Source organism: Cronobacter turicensis (assembly GCF_041222865.1).
In the GTDB taxonomy this organism is placed as follows: Bacteria; Pseudomonadota; Gammaproteobacteria; order Enterobacterales; family Enterobacteriaceae; genus Cronobacter; species Cronobacter turicensis.
In genome coordinates this window covers 2,811,111-2,825,768 of sequence record NZ_CP165997.1, presented here as the reverse complement: position 1 = coordinate 2,825,768, position 14,658 = coordinate 2,811,111, and the positions used below count along the sequence as shown (strand labels likewise).

The 14,658-nt window shown below is 59.4% G+C and carries 14 protein-coding genes; 11 read left to right on the top strand and 3 right to left on the bottom strand.

Annotated elements, in window-relative coordinates:
- Nucleotides 1–93: 93 nt before the first annotated feature.
- From ybjM to rlmC, 10 genes are all read left to right on the top strand, one after another.
- Nucleotides 94–471: an inner membrane protein YbjM gene (gene ybjM / locus AB8W27_RS13485; RefSeq protein WP_015740668.1), complete on the top strand. Its 378-nt coding sequence runs from the start codon at nt 94–96 to the stop codon at nt 469–471.
- Nucleotides 472–602: 131 nt separating this feature from the next.
- Nucleotides 603–1,325 carry an oxygen-insensitive NADPH nitroreductase gene (gene nfsA / locus AB8W27_RS13480; protein WP_007768667.1) on the top strand — a complete coding sequence of 241 codons (723 nt, stop codon included), beginning with the start codon at nt 603–605 and terminating at the stop codon, nt 1,323–1,325.
- 79 nt (nt 1,326–1,404) lie between these two features.
- Nucleotides 1,405–2,307, top strand: coding sequence for a 30S ribosomal protein S6--L-glutamate ligase (gene rimK, locus AB8W27_RS13475; RefSeq protein ID WP_015740669.1), 903 nt, complete (start codon nt 1,405–1,407; stop codon nt 2,305–2,307).
- Nucleotides 2,308–2,389: 82 nt separating this feature from the next.
- Nucleotides 2,390–2,869, top strand: a complete 480-nt coding sequence (locus AB8W27_RS13470) for a YbjN domain-containing protein (protein WP_015740670.1) — start codon at nt 2,390–2,392, stop codon at nt 2,867–2,869.
- Nucleotides 2,870–3,227: 358 nt separating this feature from the next.
- Nucleotides 3,228–4,340, top strand: coding sequence for a spermidine/putrescine ABC transporter substrate-binding protein PotF (gene potF / locus AB8W27_RS13465; protein WP_041923378.1), 1,113 nt, complete (start codon nt 3,228–3,230; stop codon nt 4,338–4,340).
- Between the two features lie 139 nt (nt 4,341–4,479).
- Nucleotides 4,480–5,613 carry a putrescine ABC transporter ATP-binding subunit PotG gene (gene potG, locus AB8W27_RS13460; protein WP_105581804.1) on the top strand — a complete coding sequence of 378 codons (1,134 nt, stop codon included), beginning with the start codon at nt 4,480–4,482 and terminating at the stop codon, nt 5,611–5,613.
- A gap of 10 nt (nt 5,614–5,623) precedes the next feature.
- Nucleotides 5,624–6,583, top strand: a complete 960-nt coding sequence (gene potH, locus AB8W27_RS13455; protein ID WP_015740673.1) for a putrescine ABC transporter permease PotH — start codon at nt 5,624–5,626, stop codon at nt 6,581–6,583.
- On the top strand, nt 6,580–7,425 hold the full coding sequence (gene potI / locus AB8W27_RS13450; protein WP_007768676.1) for a putrescine ABC transporter permease PotI: 846 nt from the start codon (nt 6,580–6,582) through the stop codon (nt 7,423–7,425). Before potH ends, potI begins: the two co-directional genes overlap by 4 nt.
- 113 nt (nt 7,426–7,538) lie before the next feature.
- Nucleotides 7,539–7,973: a YbjO family protein gene (locus AB8W27_RS13445; protein ID WP_049787142.1), complete on the top strand. Its 435-nt coding sequence runs from the start codon at nt 7,539–7,541 to the stop codon at nt 7,971–7,973.
- 52 nt (nt 7,974–8,025) lie between these two features.
- Nucleotides 8,026–9,153, top strand: coding sequence for a 23S rRNA (uracil(747)-C(5))-methyltransferase RlmC (rlmC, locus tag AB8W27_RS13440; RefSeq protein ID WP_015740675.1), 1,128 nt, complete (start codon nt 8,026–8,028; stop codon nt 9,151–9,153).
- A gap of 112 nt (nt 9,154–9,265) precedes the next feature.
- Here the strand turns inward: rlmC and AB8W27_RS13435 are convergent, their stop codons facing one another.
- From AB8W27_RS13435 to AB8W27_RS13425, 3 genes are read right to left on the bottom strand one after another with little or no spacing between them, the layout of a single operon-like run.
- The gene (locus AB8W27_RS13435; RefSeq protein WP_015740676.1) at nt 9,266–10,453 is read right to left on the bottom strand and encodes a glycoside hydrolase family 88 protein; all 1,188 of its coding nucleotides are present in this window, start codon (nt 10,451–10,453) and stop codon (nt 9,266–9,268) included.
- 16 nt (nt 10,454–10,469) lie between these two features.
- On the bottom strand, nt 10,470–11,729 hold the full coding sequence (locus tag AB8W27_RS13430) for an oligosaccharide MFS transporter (RefSeq protein ID WP_015740677.1): 1,260 nt from the start codon (nt 11,727–11,729) through the stop codon (nt 10,470–10,472).
- 17 nt (nt 11,730–11,746) lie between these two features.
- Nucleotides 11,747–13,591, bottom strand: coding sequence for a DUF2264 domain-containing protein (locus tag AB8W27_RS13425; protein WP_041923380.1), 1,845 nt, complete (start codon nt 13,589–13,591; stop codon nt 11,747–11,749).
- A 191-nt stretch (nt 13,592–13,782) separates the two neighbouring features.
- On the opposite strand from AB8W27_RS13425, the gene AB8W27_RS13420 reads away from it, so the two are divergent.
- The gene (locus AB8W27_RS13420; protein WP_041923381.1) at nt 13,783–14,655 is read left to right on the top strand and encodes an AraC family transcriptional regulator; all 873 of its coding nucleotides are present in this window, start codon (nt 13,783–13,785) and stop codon (nt 14,653–14,655) included.
- The last annotated feature ends 3 nt before the right edge of the window (nt 14,656–14,658 follow it).

Sequence of the window (14,658 nt, the reverse complement as noted above, 5' to 3'; positions counted from 1 at the left end):
CACGGACTGCCGCCATGCTTTATCTGACTAAACATCCGCACGGGCGGAGAGGATATCAGGTTGATACAGGCACTATCAGGGGGATATCTGTTGATGCGACGTCATAGCCGGACCGCGACCGTCTGCTGTTTTATTCTGTTCCTGGCCGTTTTTCTGGCGCAAAAAATGGTGCCAGGCACTTTGCCGCCGGTCTGCGGATCGATGGATTTAGGCATTTTATATTTCATGCTGCCAGGCGCGGTGGCGGGTCTCTGCGCCCGGCGAGGCCGCGAGCTTAAGCCGCTGCTGGGCGCGCTGCTTGCCGCGCCGATCTGTCTGGTTATTCTGCATCTGTGGAGTGGAGAAGGGCGCTCCATCTGGCAGGAGCTGGCGTGGATTTTCAGCGCGCTGTTCTGGTGTTCTATCGGGTCGCTCTGCTGGCTGTTCGTGCTCACGCTACGCCATCGCAGGAGCGGCAGACGCCGGCTGTAACGGCCGGTTTCACTTTCCTTTCTAAACGCAACGTTCCGTTAACCGCCATCTGGCGCATTACGATTATACTGATGAGTTTTGGAGCGAGCCCGTGGCTTGCTTTTCAACACACCAGGAATAAGGAAAACGTGATGACGCCAACGATTGAGCTGCTTTGCTCGCACCGTTCCATTCGCCATTATACCGATGAGCCCATCAGCGACGCCCAGCGTGAAGCGATTATCCACGCGGCGCAGTCCGCCTCCAGTTCCAGTTTCCTTCAGTGCAGCTCCATTATCCGCGTGACCGACCGCGCGATGCGCGAGCAACTGGTGACGCTGACCGGCGGCCAGCCGCACGTCGCGAAAGCGGCCGAGTTCTGGGTCTTCTGCGCGGATTTCAACCGCCATCTGCAAATCTGTCCGGACGCGCAGCTTGGGCTGGCCGAACAGCTGCTGCTCGGCGTGGTGGATACCGCGATGCTCGGACAAAACGCGCTGGTCGCGGCCGAATCGCTCGGTCTCGGCGGGGTTTACATCGGCGGTATTCGTAACAGTATTGAAGCGGTGACGGAATTGCTCGGCCTGCCGAAACATGTCCTGCCGCTGTTTGGCCTGTGCCTTGGCTGGCCGGCGGACGATCCGCAGGTGAAACCGCGTATGCCGGCGGGTCTGATGGTGCATGAAAACCGCTATCAGCCGGTCGATCGCGAACTGCTCGCCGAGTACGACGAAGAGATTGCCAGCTACTATATGCATCGCGACAGCAACGCCCGCCGCGATACCTGGAGCGATCAGATCCGCCGCACCATCATCAAAGAGAATCGTCCGTTTATTCTCGACTATCTGCATAAGCAAGGCTGGGCAACGCGCTAAGCCTTTTTGCATTCCCCCGCCCGCGCGGGGGAGTGTATGATAGGCCGGTTTTCACAAGACGTGTTCAGAGAGGTGCAGGGTGAAAATCGCCATTTTGTCCCGGGACGGTACGCTCTATTCTTGTAAACGCCTGCGCGAAGCCGCCACGCGACGCGGCCATCAGGTGGAAATTCTCGATCCGCTTTCCTGCTATATGACCATCAACCCCGCGGCGTCCTGCGTGCATTATAAAGGCCGTCAGCTGCCGCATTTCGATGCGGTGATCCCGCGCATTGGCTCCGCCATTACCTTTTACGGCACCGCCGCGCTGCGCCAGTTTGAAATGCTCGGCAGTTATCCGCTGAATGAATCGGTCGCCATTACCCGCGCGCGCGATAAGCTGCGCTCGCTGCAACTGCTGGCGCGTCAGGGCATCGATCTGCCGGTCACCGGCATCGCCCATTCGCCGGACGACACCAGCGATCTTATCGATATGGTGGGCGGCGCGCCGCTGGTGGTGAAACTGGTGGAAGGCACGCAGGGCATCGGCGTGGTGCTGGCGGAGACCCGTCAGGCGGCCGAAAGCGTGATTGACGCCTTTCGCGGGCTGAACGCGCATATCCTCGTGCAGGAGTATATAAAAGAAGCCCGAGGGCGCGATATCCGCTGCCTGGTGGTGGGCGATCGCGTGGTCGCGGCCATTGAACGCCAGGCGAAAGAGGGCGATTTCCGCTCGAATCTGCACCGCGGCGGCGTGGCGCGTATCGCGGAGATAAGCGAGCGCGAGCGCGACATCGCCATCAAAGCCGCCGCAACGCTCGGTCTTGACGTCGCGGGCGTCGACATTCTGCGTGCCGACCGCGGCCCGCTGGTGATGGAAGTAAACGCGTCGCCGGGCCTGGAAGGCATCGAGAAAACGACCGGGCTGGATATCGCCGGGCAAATGATTAGCTGGATAGAGCGCCACGCGCGGCCCGACTACTGCCTCAAAACCGGCGGTTGATCCGGCGTCATGGTATAACGTCCGTTTTTTGCGTAAGCTATCCGATTGACATGTTTGTTGACTACAAGAGGCTACAGGTTTTATGGATTCACTCGTCGTCCCAACGCTGGACACCCTGCGCCGCTGGCTCGATAACCTCGGCGTGAGCTTTTTCGAGTGTGATACCTGCCAGGCGCTCCATCTCCCCCATATGCAGAATTTCGAAGGCGTGTTCGACGCCAAGATAGACCTGGTGGATAACGTGGTGATGTTTTCCGCGATGGCGGAAATCAAGCCCTCAGCGCTGCTGACGGTCGCCGCCGATCTCTCGGCCATCAATGCCGGCTCGTTGACCTTAAAAGCCTTTCTCGATATTCAGGATGATAACCTGCCGAAGCTGGTGGTCTGTCAGACGCTGCTCGCGGAAGTGGGCGTAACGGTTGAACAATTCGAAGCCTTTTACCGCCAGAGCGAACAGCAGACCTCGATGGTGATTATGGAAGCCCGCGCGCACCAGCTGGTTTATTCCCCCGAAGAGGACGAAAAAGGGGAACCCGAAGTGAATAACCATTTTCTTCACTGATCCCGCCTGCTTTTAGCGCAGTCGCCACCAGGGCGACTGCGTATTTCCATTTATTATTCTGTATATAAACTGTTGCGATAGCATAAATCACCGCTCACATTGCCCTTTTGGCTTATCACGTAGACCAAATCTGACTAAAAAATTGTTAAAAGGCGTTTTTTATTCCGGGCTATAGCCTCGGGGTCAGGCTACAGTTATCCTTGCGAAGCTGCATACAGCGTGCAACGTCTGCCGGAGAGCCGCGCTCTTTTTTCTGCGCAGAATGACCATCTATGCATGAATCTTGCATATGTTTAATTGCGTAAATTTAGTTCGCGCCGATGCGGACTTTTACCCTTTATTCAGAAGGAAAACAGATATGTCCACCCAGAGTAAAAAATGGTTATCGGGTGTGGTTGCCGGTGCGTTGATGGCCGTTAGCGCGACGACCCTGGCGGCTGAACAGAAAACGCTGCACGTGTATAACTGGTCCGACTATATCGCCCCGGACACGATTGCCAATTTCACCAAAGAGACCGGCATTAAAGTCGTCTATGACGTGTTTGATTCCAACGAAGTGCTGGAAGGCAAACTGATGGCGGGCAGCACCGGTTTTGACCTCGTCGTGCCGTCTGCAAGCTTCCTTGAGCGCCAGCTCACCGCCGGCGTGTTCCAGCCGCTGGATAAGAGCAAGCTGCCGAACTGGAAAAACCTCGATCCGGAAATCCTCAAGCTGGTGGCGAAGCACGATCCCGATAACAAATACGCGATGCCTTACCTGTGGGCGACCACCGGCATCGGTTATAACGTGGACAAAGTGAAAGCCGCGCTTGGCACCGATGTGCCGCTGAACAGCTGGGATCTGGTGCTGAAACCGGAAAACCTCGAAAAACTGAAAAGCTGCGGCGTCTCTTTCCTGGATGCTCCGGAAGAAATTTTCGCGACCGTGCTTAACTACCTCGGCAAAGATCCGAACAGCAGCAAAGCGGACGACTACAGCGGCGCGGCGACCGATCTGCTGCTGAAGCTGCGTCCGAATATCCGTTACTTCCACTCCTCGCAGTACATTAACGATCTGGCGAACGGCGACATTTGCGTGGCGATCGGCTGGGCGGGCGACGTGTGGCAGGCGGCGAACCGCGCGAAAGAAGCGAAGAACGGCGTCAACATCTCCTACACCATTCCGAAAGAGGGCGCGCTGGCGTTCTTTGACGTCTTCGCGATGCCTGCGGACGCTAAAAACAAAGACGAAGCGTATCAGTTCCTCAACTACCTGATGCGTCCGGACGTCATGGCGCATATCAGCGATCACGTCTACTACGCGAGCGGCAATAAAGCGTCCACGCCGCTGGTAAGTAAAGAAGTGCGTGACAATCCGGGCATCTATCCGCCGCCGGACGTGATGGCCAAGCTCTTTACGCTTAAAGTGCAGGAACCGAAGCTGGATCGCGTCAGAACCCGCGCCTGGACCAAAGTGAAAAGCGGTAAATAAGGCCGTTTTACCGTAAACGGTATGCATCGGGGCGGTGCAACTGCCCCACAACAGAACAGAGGACACGCGCCTCTGTTCTGCCATTTGTGCGGCAACCGGGCCGCACAGGTACTTTTGCTTTTTGCCGGAGAGCAATGTAGTGAACGACGCTATTCCCCGCCCACAGGCGAAACCCCGCAAGGCGCTGACCCCGCTGCTGGAAATCCGTAACCTGACCAAATCGTTCGACGGCCAGCACGCCGTCGATGACGTCAGCCTGACCATCTATAAAGGCGAAATTTTCGCGCTGCTCGGCGCCTCCGGGTGCGGAAAATCGACGCTTCTGCGCATGCTCGCGGGTTTTGAAATTCCCACCGCCGGGCAGATTGTTCTGGACGGCGTGGATCTCTCCCACGTGCCGCCCTACCAGCGTCCCATTAATATGATGTTCCAGTCCTACGCGCTCTTTCCGCATATGACGGTTGAGCAGAATATCGCCTTCGGCCTGAAGCAGGACAAACTGCCGAAGGCGGAGATAGCCAACCGCGTCGAGGAAATGCTGGGCCTGGTGCATATGCAGGAGTTCGCGAAGCGTAAGCCGCACCAGCTTTCCGGCGGCCAGCGTCAGCGCGTGGCGCTGGCCCGCAGCCTCGCCAAACGCCCGAAACTGCTGCTGCTCGACGAGCCGATGGGCGCGCTTGATAAAAAGCTGCGCGACCGTATGCAGCTCGAAGTGGTGGATATTCTTGAGCGCGTCGGCGCGACCTGCGTGATGGTGACGCACGATCAGGAAGAAGCCATGACGATGGCGGGCCGCATCGCCATCATGAACCGCGGCAAGTTTGTGCAGATAGGCGAGCCGGAAGAGATTTACGAACACCCGACCACCCGTTACAGCGCGGAGTTTATCGGCTCGGTGAACGTCTTCGACGGGCTGCTCCGCGAGCGTCGCGACGACGGGTTAATCATCGACGCGCCGGGGCTGGTGCATCCGCTGAAAGTGGACCCGGACGCCTCGGTGGTGGACGGCGTGCCGGTTCACGTCGCGCTGCGCCCGGAGAAAGTGATGCTCTGCGACGAGCCGCCTGCCGATGGCTTTAACTTCGGCGTGGGCGAAGTGGTGCATATCGCCTATCTCGGCGATCTCTCCATCTACCACGTGCGGCTGCACAGCGGGCAGATGATCAGCGCGCAGTTGCAGAACGCGCACCGCTACCGCAAAGGCGCGCCCACCTGGGGCGATGAAGTTCGCCTGTGCTGGGACGCGGACAGCTGCGTTGTGCTGACGGTGTAAGGAGCGACAGATGAGCACTATTGAACGTCAAAGCGAGCCGCCGTCCGCCGCGCCAGGCGGTTTCCGGCGCTGGCTCGCGCGCCTGCAAATGGCGCATGGCCGTAAACTTGTGGTCGCGCTGCCATACCTGTGGCTGATCCTGCTGTTTATGCTGCCATTTTTAATCGTCTTCAAGATAAGCCTGGCGGAGATGGCGCGCGCGATCCCGCCGTATACCGATCTGGTGAGCTGGGCGGACGATCAGCTGTCGGTGACGCTGAATATTGGAAACTTCCTGCAACTGACCGACGATCCGCTCTATTTCGAAGCGTATTTGCAGTCGTTGCAGGTGGCGGCGATTTCGACGCTGTTCTGTCTGCTGCTCGGTTATCCGCTCGCCTGGGCAGTGGCGCACAGCAAGCCGTCGACGCGCAACATCCTGCTGCTGCTGGTGATCCTGCCGTCGTGGACGTCGTTTCTTATCCGCGTTTACGCCTGGATGGGCATCCTGAAAGAGAACGGCGTGCTGAATAATGTGCTGCTGTGGCTCGGCGTTATCGACCAGCCGCTCGCTATCCTGCACACCAATCTCGCGGTCTATATCGGGATTGTGTATGCCTATCTGCCGTTTATGGTGCTGCCGATTTACACCGCACTGACGCGCATCGACTACTCGCTGGTCGAAGCGTCGCTCGATCTGGGCGCGCGCCCGGTAAAAACCTTCTTCAGCATTATTGTGCCGCTCACCAAAGGCGGGATTATCGCGGGCTCAATGCTGGTGTTTATCCCGGCGGTGGGGGAGTTCGTTATCCCGGAACTGCTCGGCGGGCCGGACAGCATCATGATTGGCCGCGTGCTCTGGCAGGAGTTCTTTAACAACCGCGACTGGCCGGTGGCCTCGGCGGTGGCGATCACCATGCTGGTGGTGCTGATAGTGCCCATCATGTGGTTCCACAAATACCAGAACAAAACGATGGGAGACCATGCATGAATAATCTGCCTGTGGTGCGCTCCCCGTGGCGCATTCTGATTTTGATTATCGGTTTTGCGTTCCTCTACGCGCCGATGCTGATGCTGGTTATCTACTCGTTTAACAGCTCAAAACTGGTCACGGTGTGGGCGGGCTGGTCGACCCGCTGGTACGGCGAGCTGTTCCGCGATTCGGCGATGATCAACGCCGTGGGGCTGAGCCTGACAATTGCCGCCTGCGCGGCGACGATGGCGGTGGTGCTGGGCACCATTGCGGCGGTGGTGATGGTGCGTTTCGGGCGATTTCGCGGCTCGAACGGCTTTGCGTTTATGCTGACCGCGCCGCTGGTGATGCCGGATGTGATAACCGGGCTGTCGCTGCTGCTGCTCTTTGTGGCGCTCGGTCATGCGATTGGCTGGCCGTCCGATCGCGGCATGCTCACCATCTGGCTGGCGCACGTCACGTTCTGTACCGCGTATGTGTCAGTGGTGATAAGCTCGCGCCTGCGTGAGCTGGACCGCTCGATAGAAGAGGCGGCGATGGATCTCGGCGCCGCGCCGCTGAAAGTGTTCTTTGTGATAACGCTGCCGATGATCATGCCGGCGGTGGTCTCCGGCTGGCTGCTCGCCTTTACGCTCTCGCTTGACGACCTCGTTATCGCAAGCTTTGTATCGGGCCCTGGCGCCACGACGCTGCCGATGCTGGTCTTCTCCAGCGTTCGTATGGGCGTCAATCCGGAGATCAACGCGCTGGCGTCGATTATCCTCGGCGTGGTCGGCGTTATCGGTCTGATCGCCTGGTTTTTTATGGCGCGGGCAGAAAAGCAGCGACTGCGCGACGTCCAGCGTGCAAGGCATAGCTGAACCGCCTAAAATCTGCAATCATGTGCACCCGGCGCCGCGTATGACGCGGCGCTGTTTCACAGGGAAGGCGAGATTTGGACATTTTCAGCAAAGCGCGACAATCACACGCCCGAATGAACGCTCCTACGCTGGTACAGGTGGCGGCGATAGGCATTATTTCTACGCGCTGCCTGGATCTGCTGATGATTTTCAACCTGCTGGGCGTGCGCGGCGTGATGGATTTTATCCACCGCAGCGTACAGACCTGGAGCCTGACGCTGATTTTCTTCGCAAGCCTCGTCTTACTCTGCATCGAATTCCGCTGCGCGTTCGTTATCCTGCAAGGCCGCGGCTGGGGCCGCTGGGGCTTTTTGCTTACCCAGATTATCGCCACCGGTTATCTGTGGGCGGCCTCGCTTGGCTGGGGATACCCTGAGCTGTTCAGTATCGCGGGCGGCTCGCGCCGTGAAATTTTCCATTCGCTGGTGATGCAAAAGCTGCCGGATCTGCTGGTGCTGGCGCTGCTGTTTATTCCCGCCCGCAGCCGACGTTTTTTCCGACTACAGTAATCCTGCGGCGTGATAGAATCGCCGGTCCGCGTTTTCCTTAAGGTTTTTAGCTATGCACTGCGCACTCTATGACGCCGGGCGCTGCCGCTCCTGTCAGTGGATTGAACAGCCCCTCGACACCCAACTTGCCGCCAAAATGACCGACCTGCGAACGCTTCTGGCTGACCTGCCGGTGAACGAGTGGGGCGCGCCGGTGAGCGGGCCGGAGCAGGCGTTTCGCAATAAAGCGAAAATGGTGGTGAGCGGGAGCGTGGAAAAACCGCTGCTCGGCATGCTGCATCGCGATGGCACGCCGGTGGATCTGACCGAATGCCCGCTCTATCCGGCGTCGTTTTATACCGTGTTCGCCGCCATAAAGCCGTTTATCGCCCGCGCGGGCCTGACGCCGTACAACGTCGCCCGCAAACGCGGCGAGCTGAAATACCTGCTGCTGACGCAGAGCACGCTCGACGGCGGGCTGATGCTGCGTTTTGTGCTGCGCTCGAAGGAGAAACTTGAGCAACTGCGCGCCGCCTTGCCTGCGCTGCTGGCGCAACTGCCGCAGCTTAAAGTAGTGACCGCCAATATTCAGCCTGTGCATATGGCGATCATGGAAGGCGACGAGGAGATCTGGCTGACGGCCCAACAGGCGCTGGCGGAAAATTTCAACGGCGTGCCGCTATGGATACGTCCGCAGAGCTTTTTCCAGACCAACCCGACGGTCGCGAGCGCCCTGTACGCCACGGCGCGCGACTGGGTGCGCGCGCTGCCGGTGAATCATATGTGGGATCTGTTTTGCGGCGTCGGGGGCTTCGGGCTGCACTGCGCCACACCTGAGATGACGCTGACCGGCATTGAAATCGCGCCGGAAGCTATTGCCTGTTGCCGCGCGTCGGCGCAGGAGTTGGGGCTGCGCAGCGTGCATTTTCAGGCGCTGGATTCGACCGATTTCGCGACCGGCCAGCAGGCCGTGCCGGATCTGGTTCTCGTTAACCCGCCGCGACGCGGCATCGGCGAAGCGCTGTGCGAGTATCTGAGCCGTATGGCGCCGCGTTATATGGTTTATTCAAGCTGTAACGCGCAGACGATGGCGAAAGACATTAAACAGTTGCGCGGCTATCGCGTCGTCCGCGTGCAGCTGTTCGATATGTTCCCGCATACGGCGCATTACGAGGTGCTGACGCTGCTGGTGCGGGAGTAAATTCCGGGCATTTTGGCCAAGGTGGGTGCGCTGGTGCTTACCCACCCTACATAAGACGATCAGGCCCATTCGGGGCCGTAGGGCGGGTAAGCGAAGCGCACCCGCCACGCCCTCACCAGTACAGCTTCCAGCTTTGCGACAGCCGCGTCAGCGCTTCCATATAAAAATAATCGCCCCAGCTGCAACACTCATCCACGCCTTTGTCGCTCGCCAGATGGTAAACCGAATGCTTCAGCAGACCGTTGCAGGCGTCGTCGGGTTTGGCGAGATAATCCCGCGTCAAGGCGGTGAAAATATGCAGCGCCCACGCCTCGCAGATGGCGCGATCCGGGTCGGTCGCCGGCAGATGCTTGATAAGCTCCAGCAGCCCGCACACGGTAATCGCGGCGGCGGACGAATCGCGCAGCGCATCTGTCCCCTGAAGCGCCAGATCCCAGTGGCAGACGCCATCTTCCGGCAGGCGGTTCACGAAATAGCTCGCAAGCTTCTTCGATAACCAGACCATTCGCGTATCGCCGGTATAGCGGTAGCTCAGCAGAAATCCGTAAACGCCCCACGCCTGCCCGCGAGACCAGCACGAATCATCGGCATACCCCTGCTGCGTATTGCCAAAGCGCGGCTCGCCGGTCACCGGGTTCATATAATAGGTGTGCCAGGTAGAGGCGTCCGGGCGCACCAGATAGCGCGCCGCCTGGTTTACATGCGCCTGCGCCGCCGCCGCGAAGCGCCCGTCGCCGGTCTGCTCGCTCGCCCACCACAGCAGCGGCAGGTTCATATTGCAGTCGATAATCATCCGCCCGGCCTGTTCCGGATCGTCCAGATCGCCCCACGCCTGAATTATCTGCGCCTTCGGGTGATAGCGCTCAAGCAGCGCCTCGGCGGCCAGCAGCGCGAAACCCCGCGCTTCCTGGCGGGCGTTCAGCCGCCAGTCGGCGACGCAGGAGAGCGTATACAGAAAACCGAGATCGTGCGTGTTGGTATCGTGACGCCCGGCGATACGCTCGCCGAACGAGCGCACCTGACGCTGTGCAGCGGCGCGGAAAGTCTCATCGCCGGAAAGCTCCCACGCGAGCCACAGCTGCCCGGTCCAGAAGCTGGTGGTCCACTCGACGTTGTCGGTCAGCGGGTAATACCCTTTTACGCAGGTTTCGGCAGGGAAACGGTCGCCGAAAGCGGCCAGATTCTGGCGCAGGCGCGCCAGTACGGCTTCACGGGTCTGCCCCAGCATCTCGCGAAGCGCCGCCAGAGAGGGCGCGGCGGGCGGATGGTTAAATGGTTCACAGGCAACAGATTGCAGCATAACGACTCCTGAAAAGTTAGTTTTTTACCGTCGCCGCGGCGTGAGCGGCGCCGTCACGTTTGCTCTGACAGGCGGAGAGGGTAAAGGCGGAAATCAGCGTGAAGGTGAGGGCGATAGCGCCCATCAGGATATAGGTCTGCTCAAAGCCGATGCGGTCGTAGAGATAGCCGGCGGGGGACGAAACCACCACGTTGCCGACATACAGCATCGCCTGGTAGCCCAGCAGGTACATGGTGGCGTTGACGCGTTTGTCGAAATGCTCGGCGATATACTTGAACACCGACACCAGCAGCAGGCAGATCTCCAGCCCGTACAATGGCTTCAGCACGGAAATCAGCAGGTGGGAATCGCACATTCCGGAGATAATCAGCCGCGCGCCGACGACCAGGCCGACAATCAGCAGCCCTTTTTTGGCGCCCACGTAATTCACGAATACCGGAATGACCATGTACATCACAAATTCCATGCCGGACTGCACGGTGCCGAGATAACCAAAGACCGCGTTGCCCTGCTGCACATCGTCAAAAAAGGTCACGAAGTAGCGCGAGAACTGCTGTTCGGCGATAAACATCATCCACGCCACGCCCGCCACATACAGGCAGAACGCCCAGAATTTACGGCTGCGCAGCAGCTCATAAACATCGCTCATGGCGATTTTCTGCTTCGAGAGCACTTCACTGGCATGCGTGGTGCTTGTGTTGACCTTCAGGCTCAGCAGCACGCCCAGCATGACCAGCGATGCGACGCTGCCGAGGATAAAGTTATATGCCGGGGAGAGATTAAACAGCAGGCCGGAGAACGACGAGGCCACCGCCCAGCCGAGCGAGCCCCACATGCGGATCTGCCCGAACTCCATGCCGTTCAGGCGGCTGTAGCGATCGGTGTAGGATTCACAGGCCGCGACGCCTGCATACCACGCGAAGCTTAAATAAATCGCCCCGACGATAATCCCGACCAGCGTGTTCGAGACCAGCAGCGGCTGGTAGACATAGATAAAAAACGGCGCCATCAGCGCGGACATGCCTACCACAAAATAAAGCAGGTGTTTGCTCATGCCGATTTTATCGAGGATATAGCCATACACCGGCTTCAGGATCACCGAGAAAATGCCGTTCACGGCAAACACCGTGCCGATCACCGAGCCGCTCAGGTGCGTTTTCTGACCGAGCCAGATAGCCAGCAGACCGATACTGGCAGACCAGGTAAAGAAGTAGAGAAAGATAAAACTACTGATTTTCACATATTCCGCTTTATTGGCAGCAGTGATGTTCTTCATAGCGTCCTCTCAGGGGCTTATTTATTGTTGTAGAGCGGGAAGCGGCGCGTCGTGCCGTCCGGCGCGCGCAGGCGCAGGGCATCGGCTTCAACGGCGATATCGGGGGCGTCCGTCAGCGCGTCCGGCGTGCCGATAACCCCGGCCACCGCGCTACACAGCCAGCTTTCGCCTGCGGCAACGGCGCCCGTAAGGCAGGGAATGGCGGCGCATTCAGCGAACATCACGCTGCTGTTGGGCGGCGTAATGACAGGCTCAGCCTGACGCGTGCGCGCTGGTGCGAGATCGACAATGACGCTGGCGCCACTGGTCGCCTCAATCGCGCAGCGATGGGCGGAGGCGTTAACGCGCGTCGTTTGTGGTTGCCAGAGGGTGGCGAATCCGCCTTCGACGCTGTGCAGGTCACGATCGCTGCGGATATGGTGTACGCGCAGGTGCCACGCGCCGTAAGGGATAAGCCAGGTGGCGATTTGCACATCGCGCCACGGCGACCAGCGCGAGAAAATATGGTCCGGCGCGGTGACGACCTCGTCGCACGCCCGGCGGCCCCGGTAGTAACCGTCGTTTTCGCACAGCAGCAGCATGGAATCGCAGGCGGCGTGTTTGATGCCGTAGCGGCCGCGCTCGATGGTGAAGCCGAAATGGCTGGAGTAAGCGAATTTGGTGTATTTGGCTTCGGTATTCACATAGTTATTCAGCTCCACCTGGCCCGCGGTGAGCAGCCAGGCGTGGCGTGAATGTTCGCTGTGCGCGAGTAATTGTGAGGCTTCGGGAATGGCGTGACAGCCGTCGAGTAGCGGTAGCGGCGCTTCCTGCGCCTGCCAGAAGGGGCTTTCTTCCGCCATCGCCAGCACCAGAAAAACCTTCAGCGCCCAGTAGGGCGAGCCGGGCGAGTTGTAATCTTCGCACATCGCGAGATTCGGGCAGGCGTAACCGAGGGTGAGAATATCGTCGCGATCGAGGATCGGCTTATCCATCCACCAGCGCAGGTGGCGCAGCACAATGCCTTTCACCACGCCCGGCGTAAACACATCGAGCCCGGAGAACGCCACGCTGCTCCAGAACGCCACCATCGCAAAGCGGTAAGTGAGGCTGCGGCCAAAAGGAATGGACGCGCCGTCGGCGGCGGAAAACCAGATGAAATCGGCGGCAAACAGGCGCGCGCGTTCGCGAAGCGTCGCGGCGCGTTCGGCGTCGTCCTGCTCCATCAGCGTGGCGTAGACCAGCCCGTAAAAGTGAAACGCCATCGAGATATAGTAATCCTTCGGGCGGCCGGGACCATCGGCGTACCAGCCGTTGCCGAGGTAATACGCTTCCATGCGGGCGAAACGCGCCTCCAGCACGTCGCGCCGCCACGGCAGGCCCGCGCGCTTAAAGCCCAGCTCCACCAGAATCGCAAAGTAGTTCCAGTTGCTGTCGGGCATGGAGGCGTCCCCCACCTGGCGCAGCCACTGGTAAAGATTATTCAGTTCACGCTCGCTAAAGCGCGCGGTGAGTTTCTCCTGCAACAGCGCCAGCCCCAGCCCATAGGCCGCCATCTCCACCAGTCGCTGATCGTAAGGGCCGGCCTCGCCCCAGTAGCCAGGGTGCTGCGGGTCGGTGCCGTGGCGAATGGCCGTCAGGTATTTTTCCGCTTCCGGCGGCTCGTCGCCGCCCGCCATTAGCGGGAACAGCCCCCACAGCGCCCGCGACAACCCTTCCATACGCGCGATGTCCGGGCCGTAATGCGCGCAGGTCGCGCCAAGCGTAATGCCGGTATCGCCTTCGATAAATTGCTGATCCAGCCCGCGCAGCAGGCGCAGCAACAGCGCGGCCACATCGCTTCGGGAAGAGAGGGGGTTTCTGGAGTTTTTCTCGCCTGACATGATTCACCTCATCAATGCGCTTGCACTGCGCTGCGCTCCTGCGTAATGGCTGCAAGCATAGGTAAGCCGGGCGAGGGGGAAATGTTAGCTGTGTCACAGGGCGGCGCATTGGTTAAGACGCTGTTTGAGAAAATTTAAAACTATGGTTTATAACTGCATGCAACCGGTCAAAAATTGAAATTGGTTGCCCTGTGGATACCGCCTGCGAAAAATCGCTGCTGGAGCTTATCTCGCTGAATGACGACATCGTGTCGTTCAGCCGGCTGTACGCGAATTCGATTCGTTACCATCACTGGCATCAGTGCCTGGAGCTGCTCTATGTGGAGGAGGGGTATGGCGTGGTGATGGTGGACAATCAGCAGTACACCATGCGCCCCGGCAGGCTTTTTATCTTTCCGCCGATGACGCTGCATAAAGTCATGGTGGAGGAGCGCGAACGCGAGCGTTACCGGCGTACCGTGATTCACCTTGATAATCACGCCGCGCTGCGTCTGCTGGCGCCTTTCGCGCAGCGTTATGCGCGGCTTGAGGCGTTAAGCCTGCGCGGGGCGCGCGCCACGGTAGTGGATTTCGCCGACATTCACGCGCATCTCGATCATCTCTTTACGCTCTATGCGCCGCGGCTCGCCAAAGGGCGCAGCGAACATGAAGAGGTGGCGAGCTTTTTGATTCACTTGCTGAGCCTGCTGCCGGAAACGCCCGCGCCGCCGCCGCGCGCCAGCAATGCGCTCTCCACGCAGGTGATGTTCTGGGTGGAGGAAAATTATGCGCAGAAATTCAGCCTGGGCGCGCTGGCGCTGAAACTTAACCGCTCGCGCAGTTATCTTTCGCGCCGCTTCCAGCAGGAAACGGGGGAGGCGATCCACGACTACCTGACGACATTCCGGCTGCGTAAAGCGTGCGAGCTGTTGCGCCATCATGCGTACAGCGTGGCGGATATCGCGCGGATGACCGGCTTTTCCGACACCACGTATTTTATCAGCAGCTTCCGTAAGCGGCTGGGGGAAACGCCGTTGCAGTATCGTAAATCCAGAAAACATGAAGGCCCGCATGGCGGGCCTTAACGG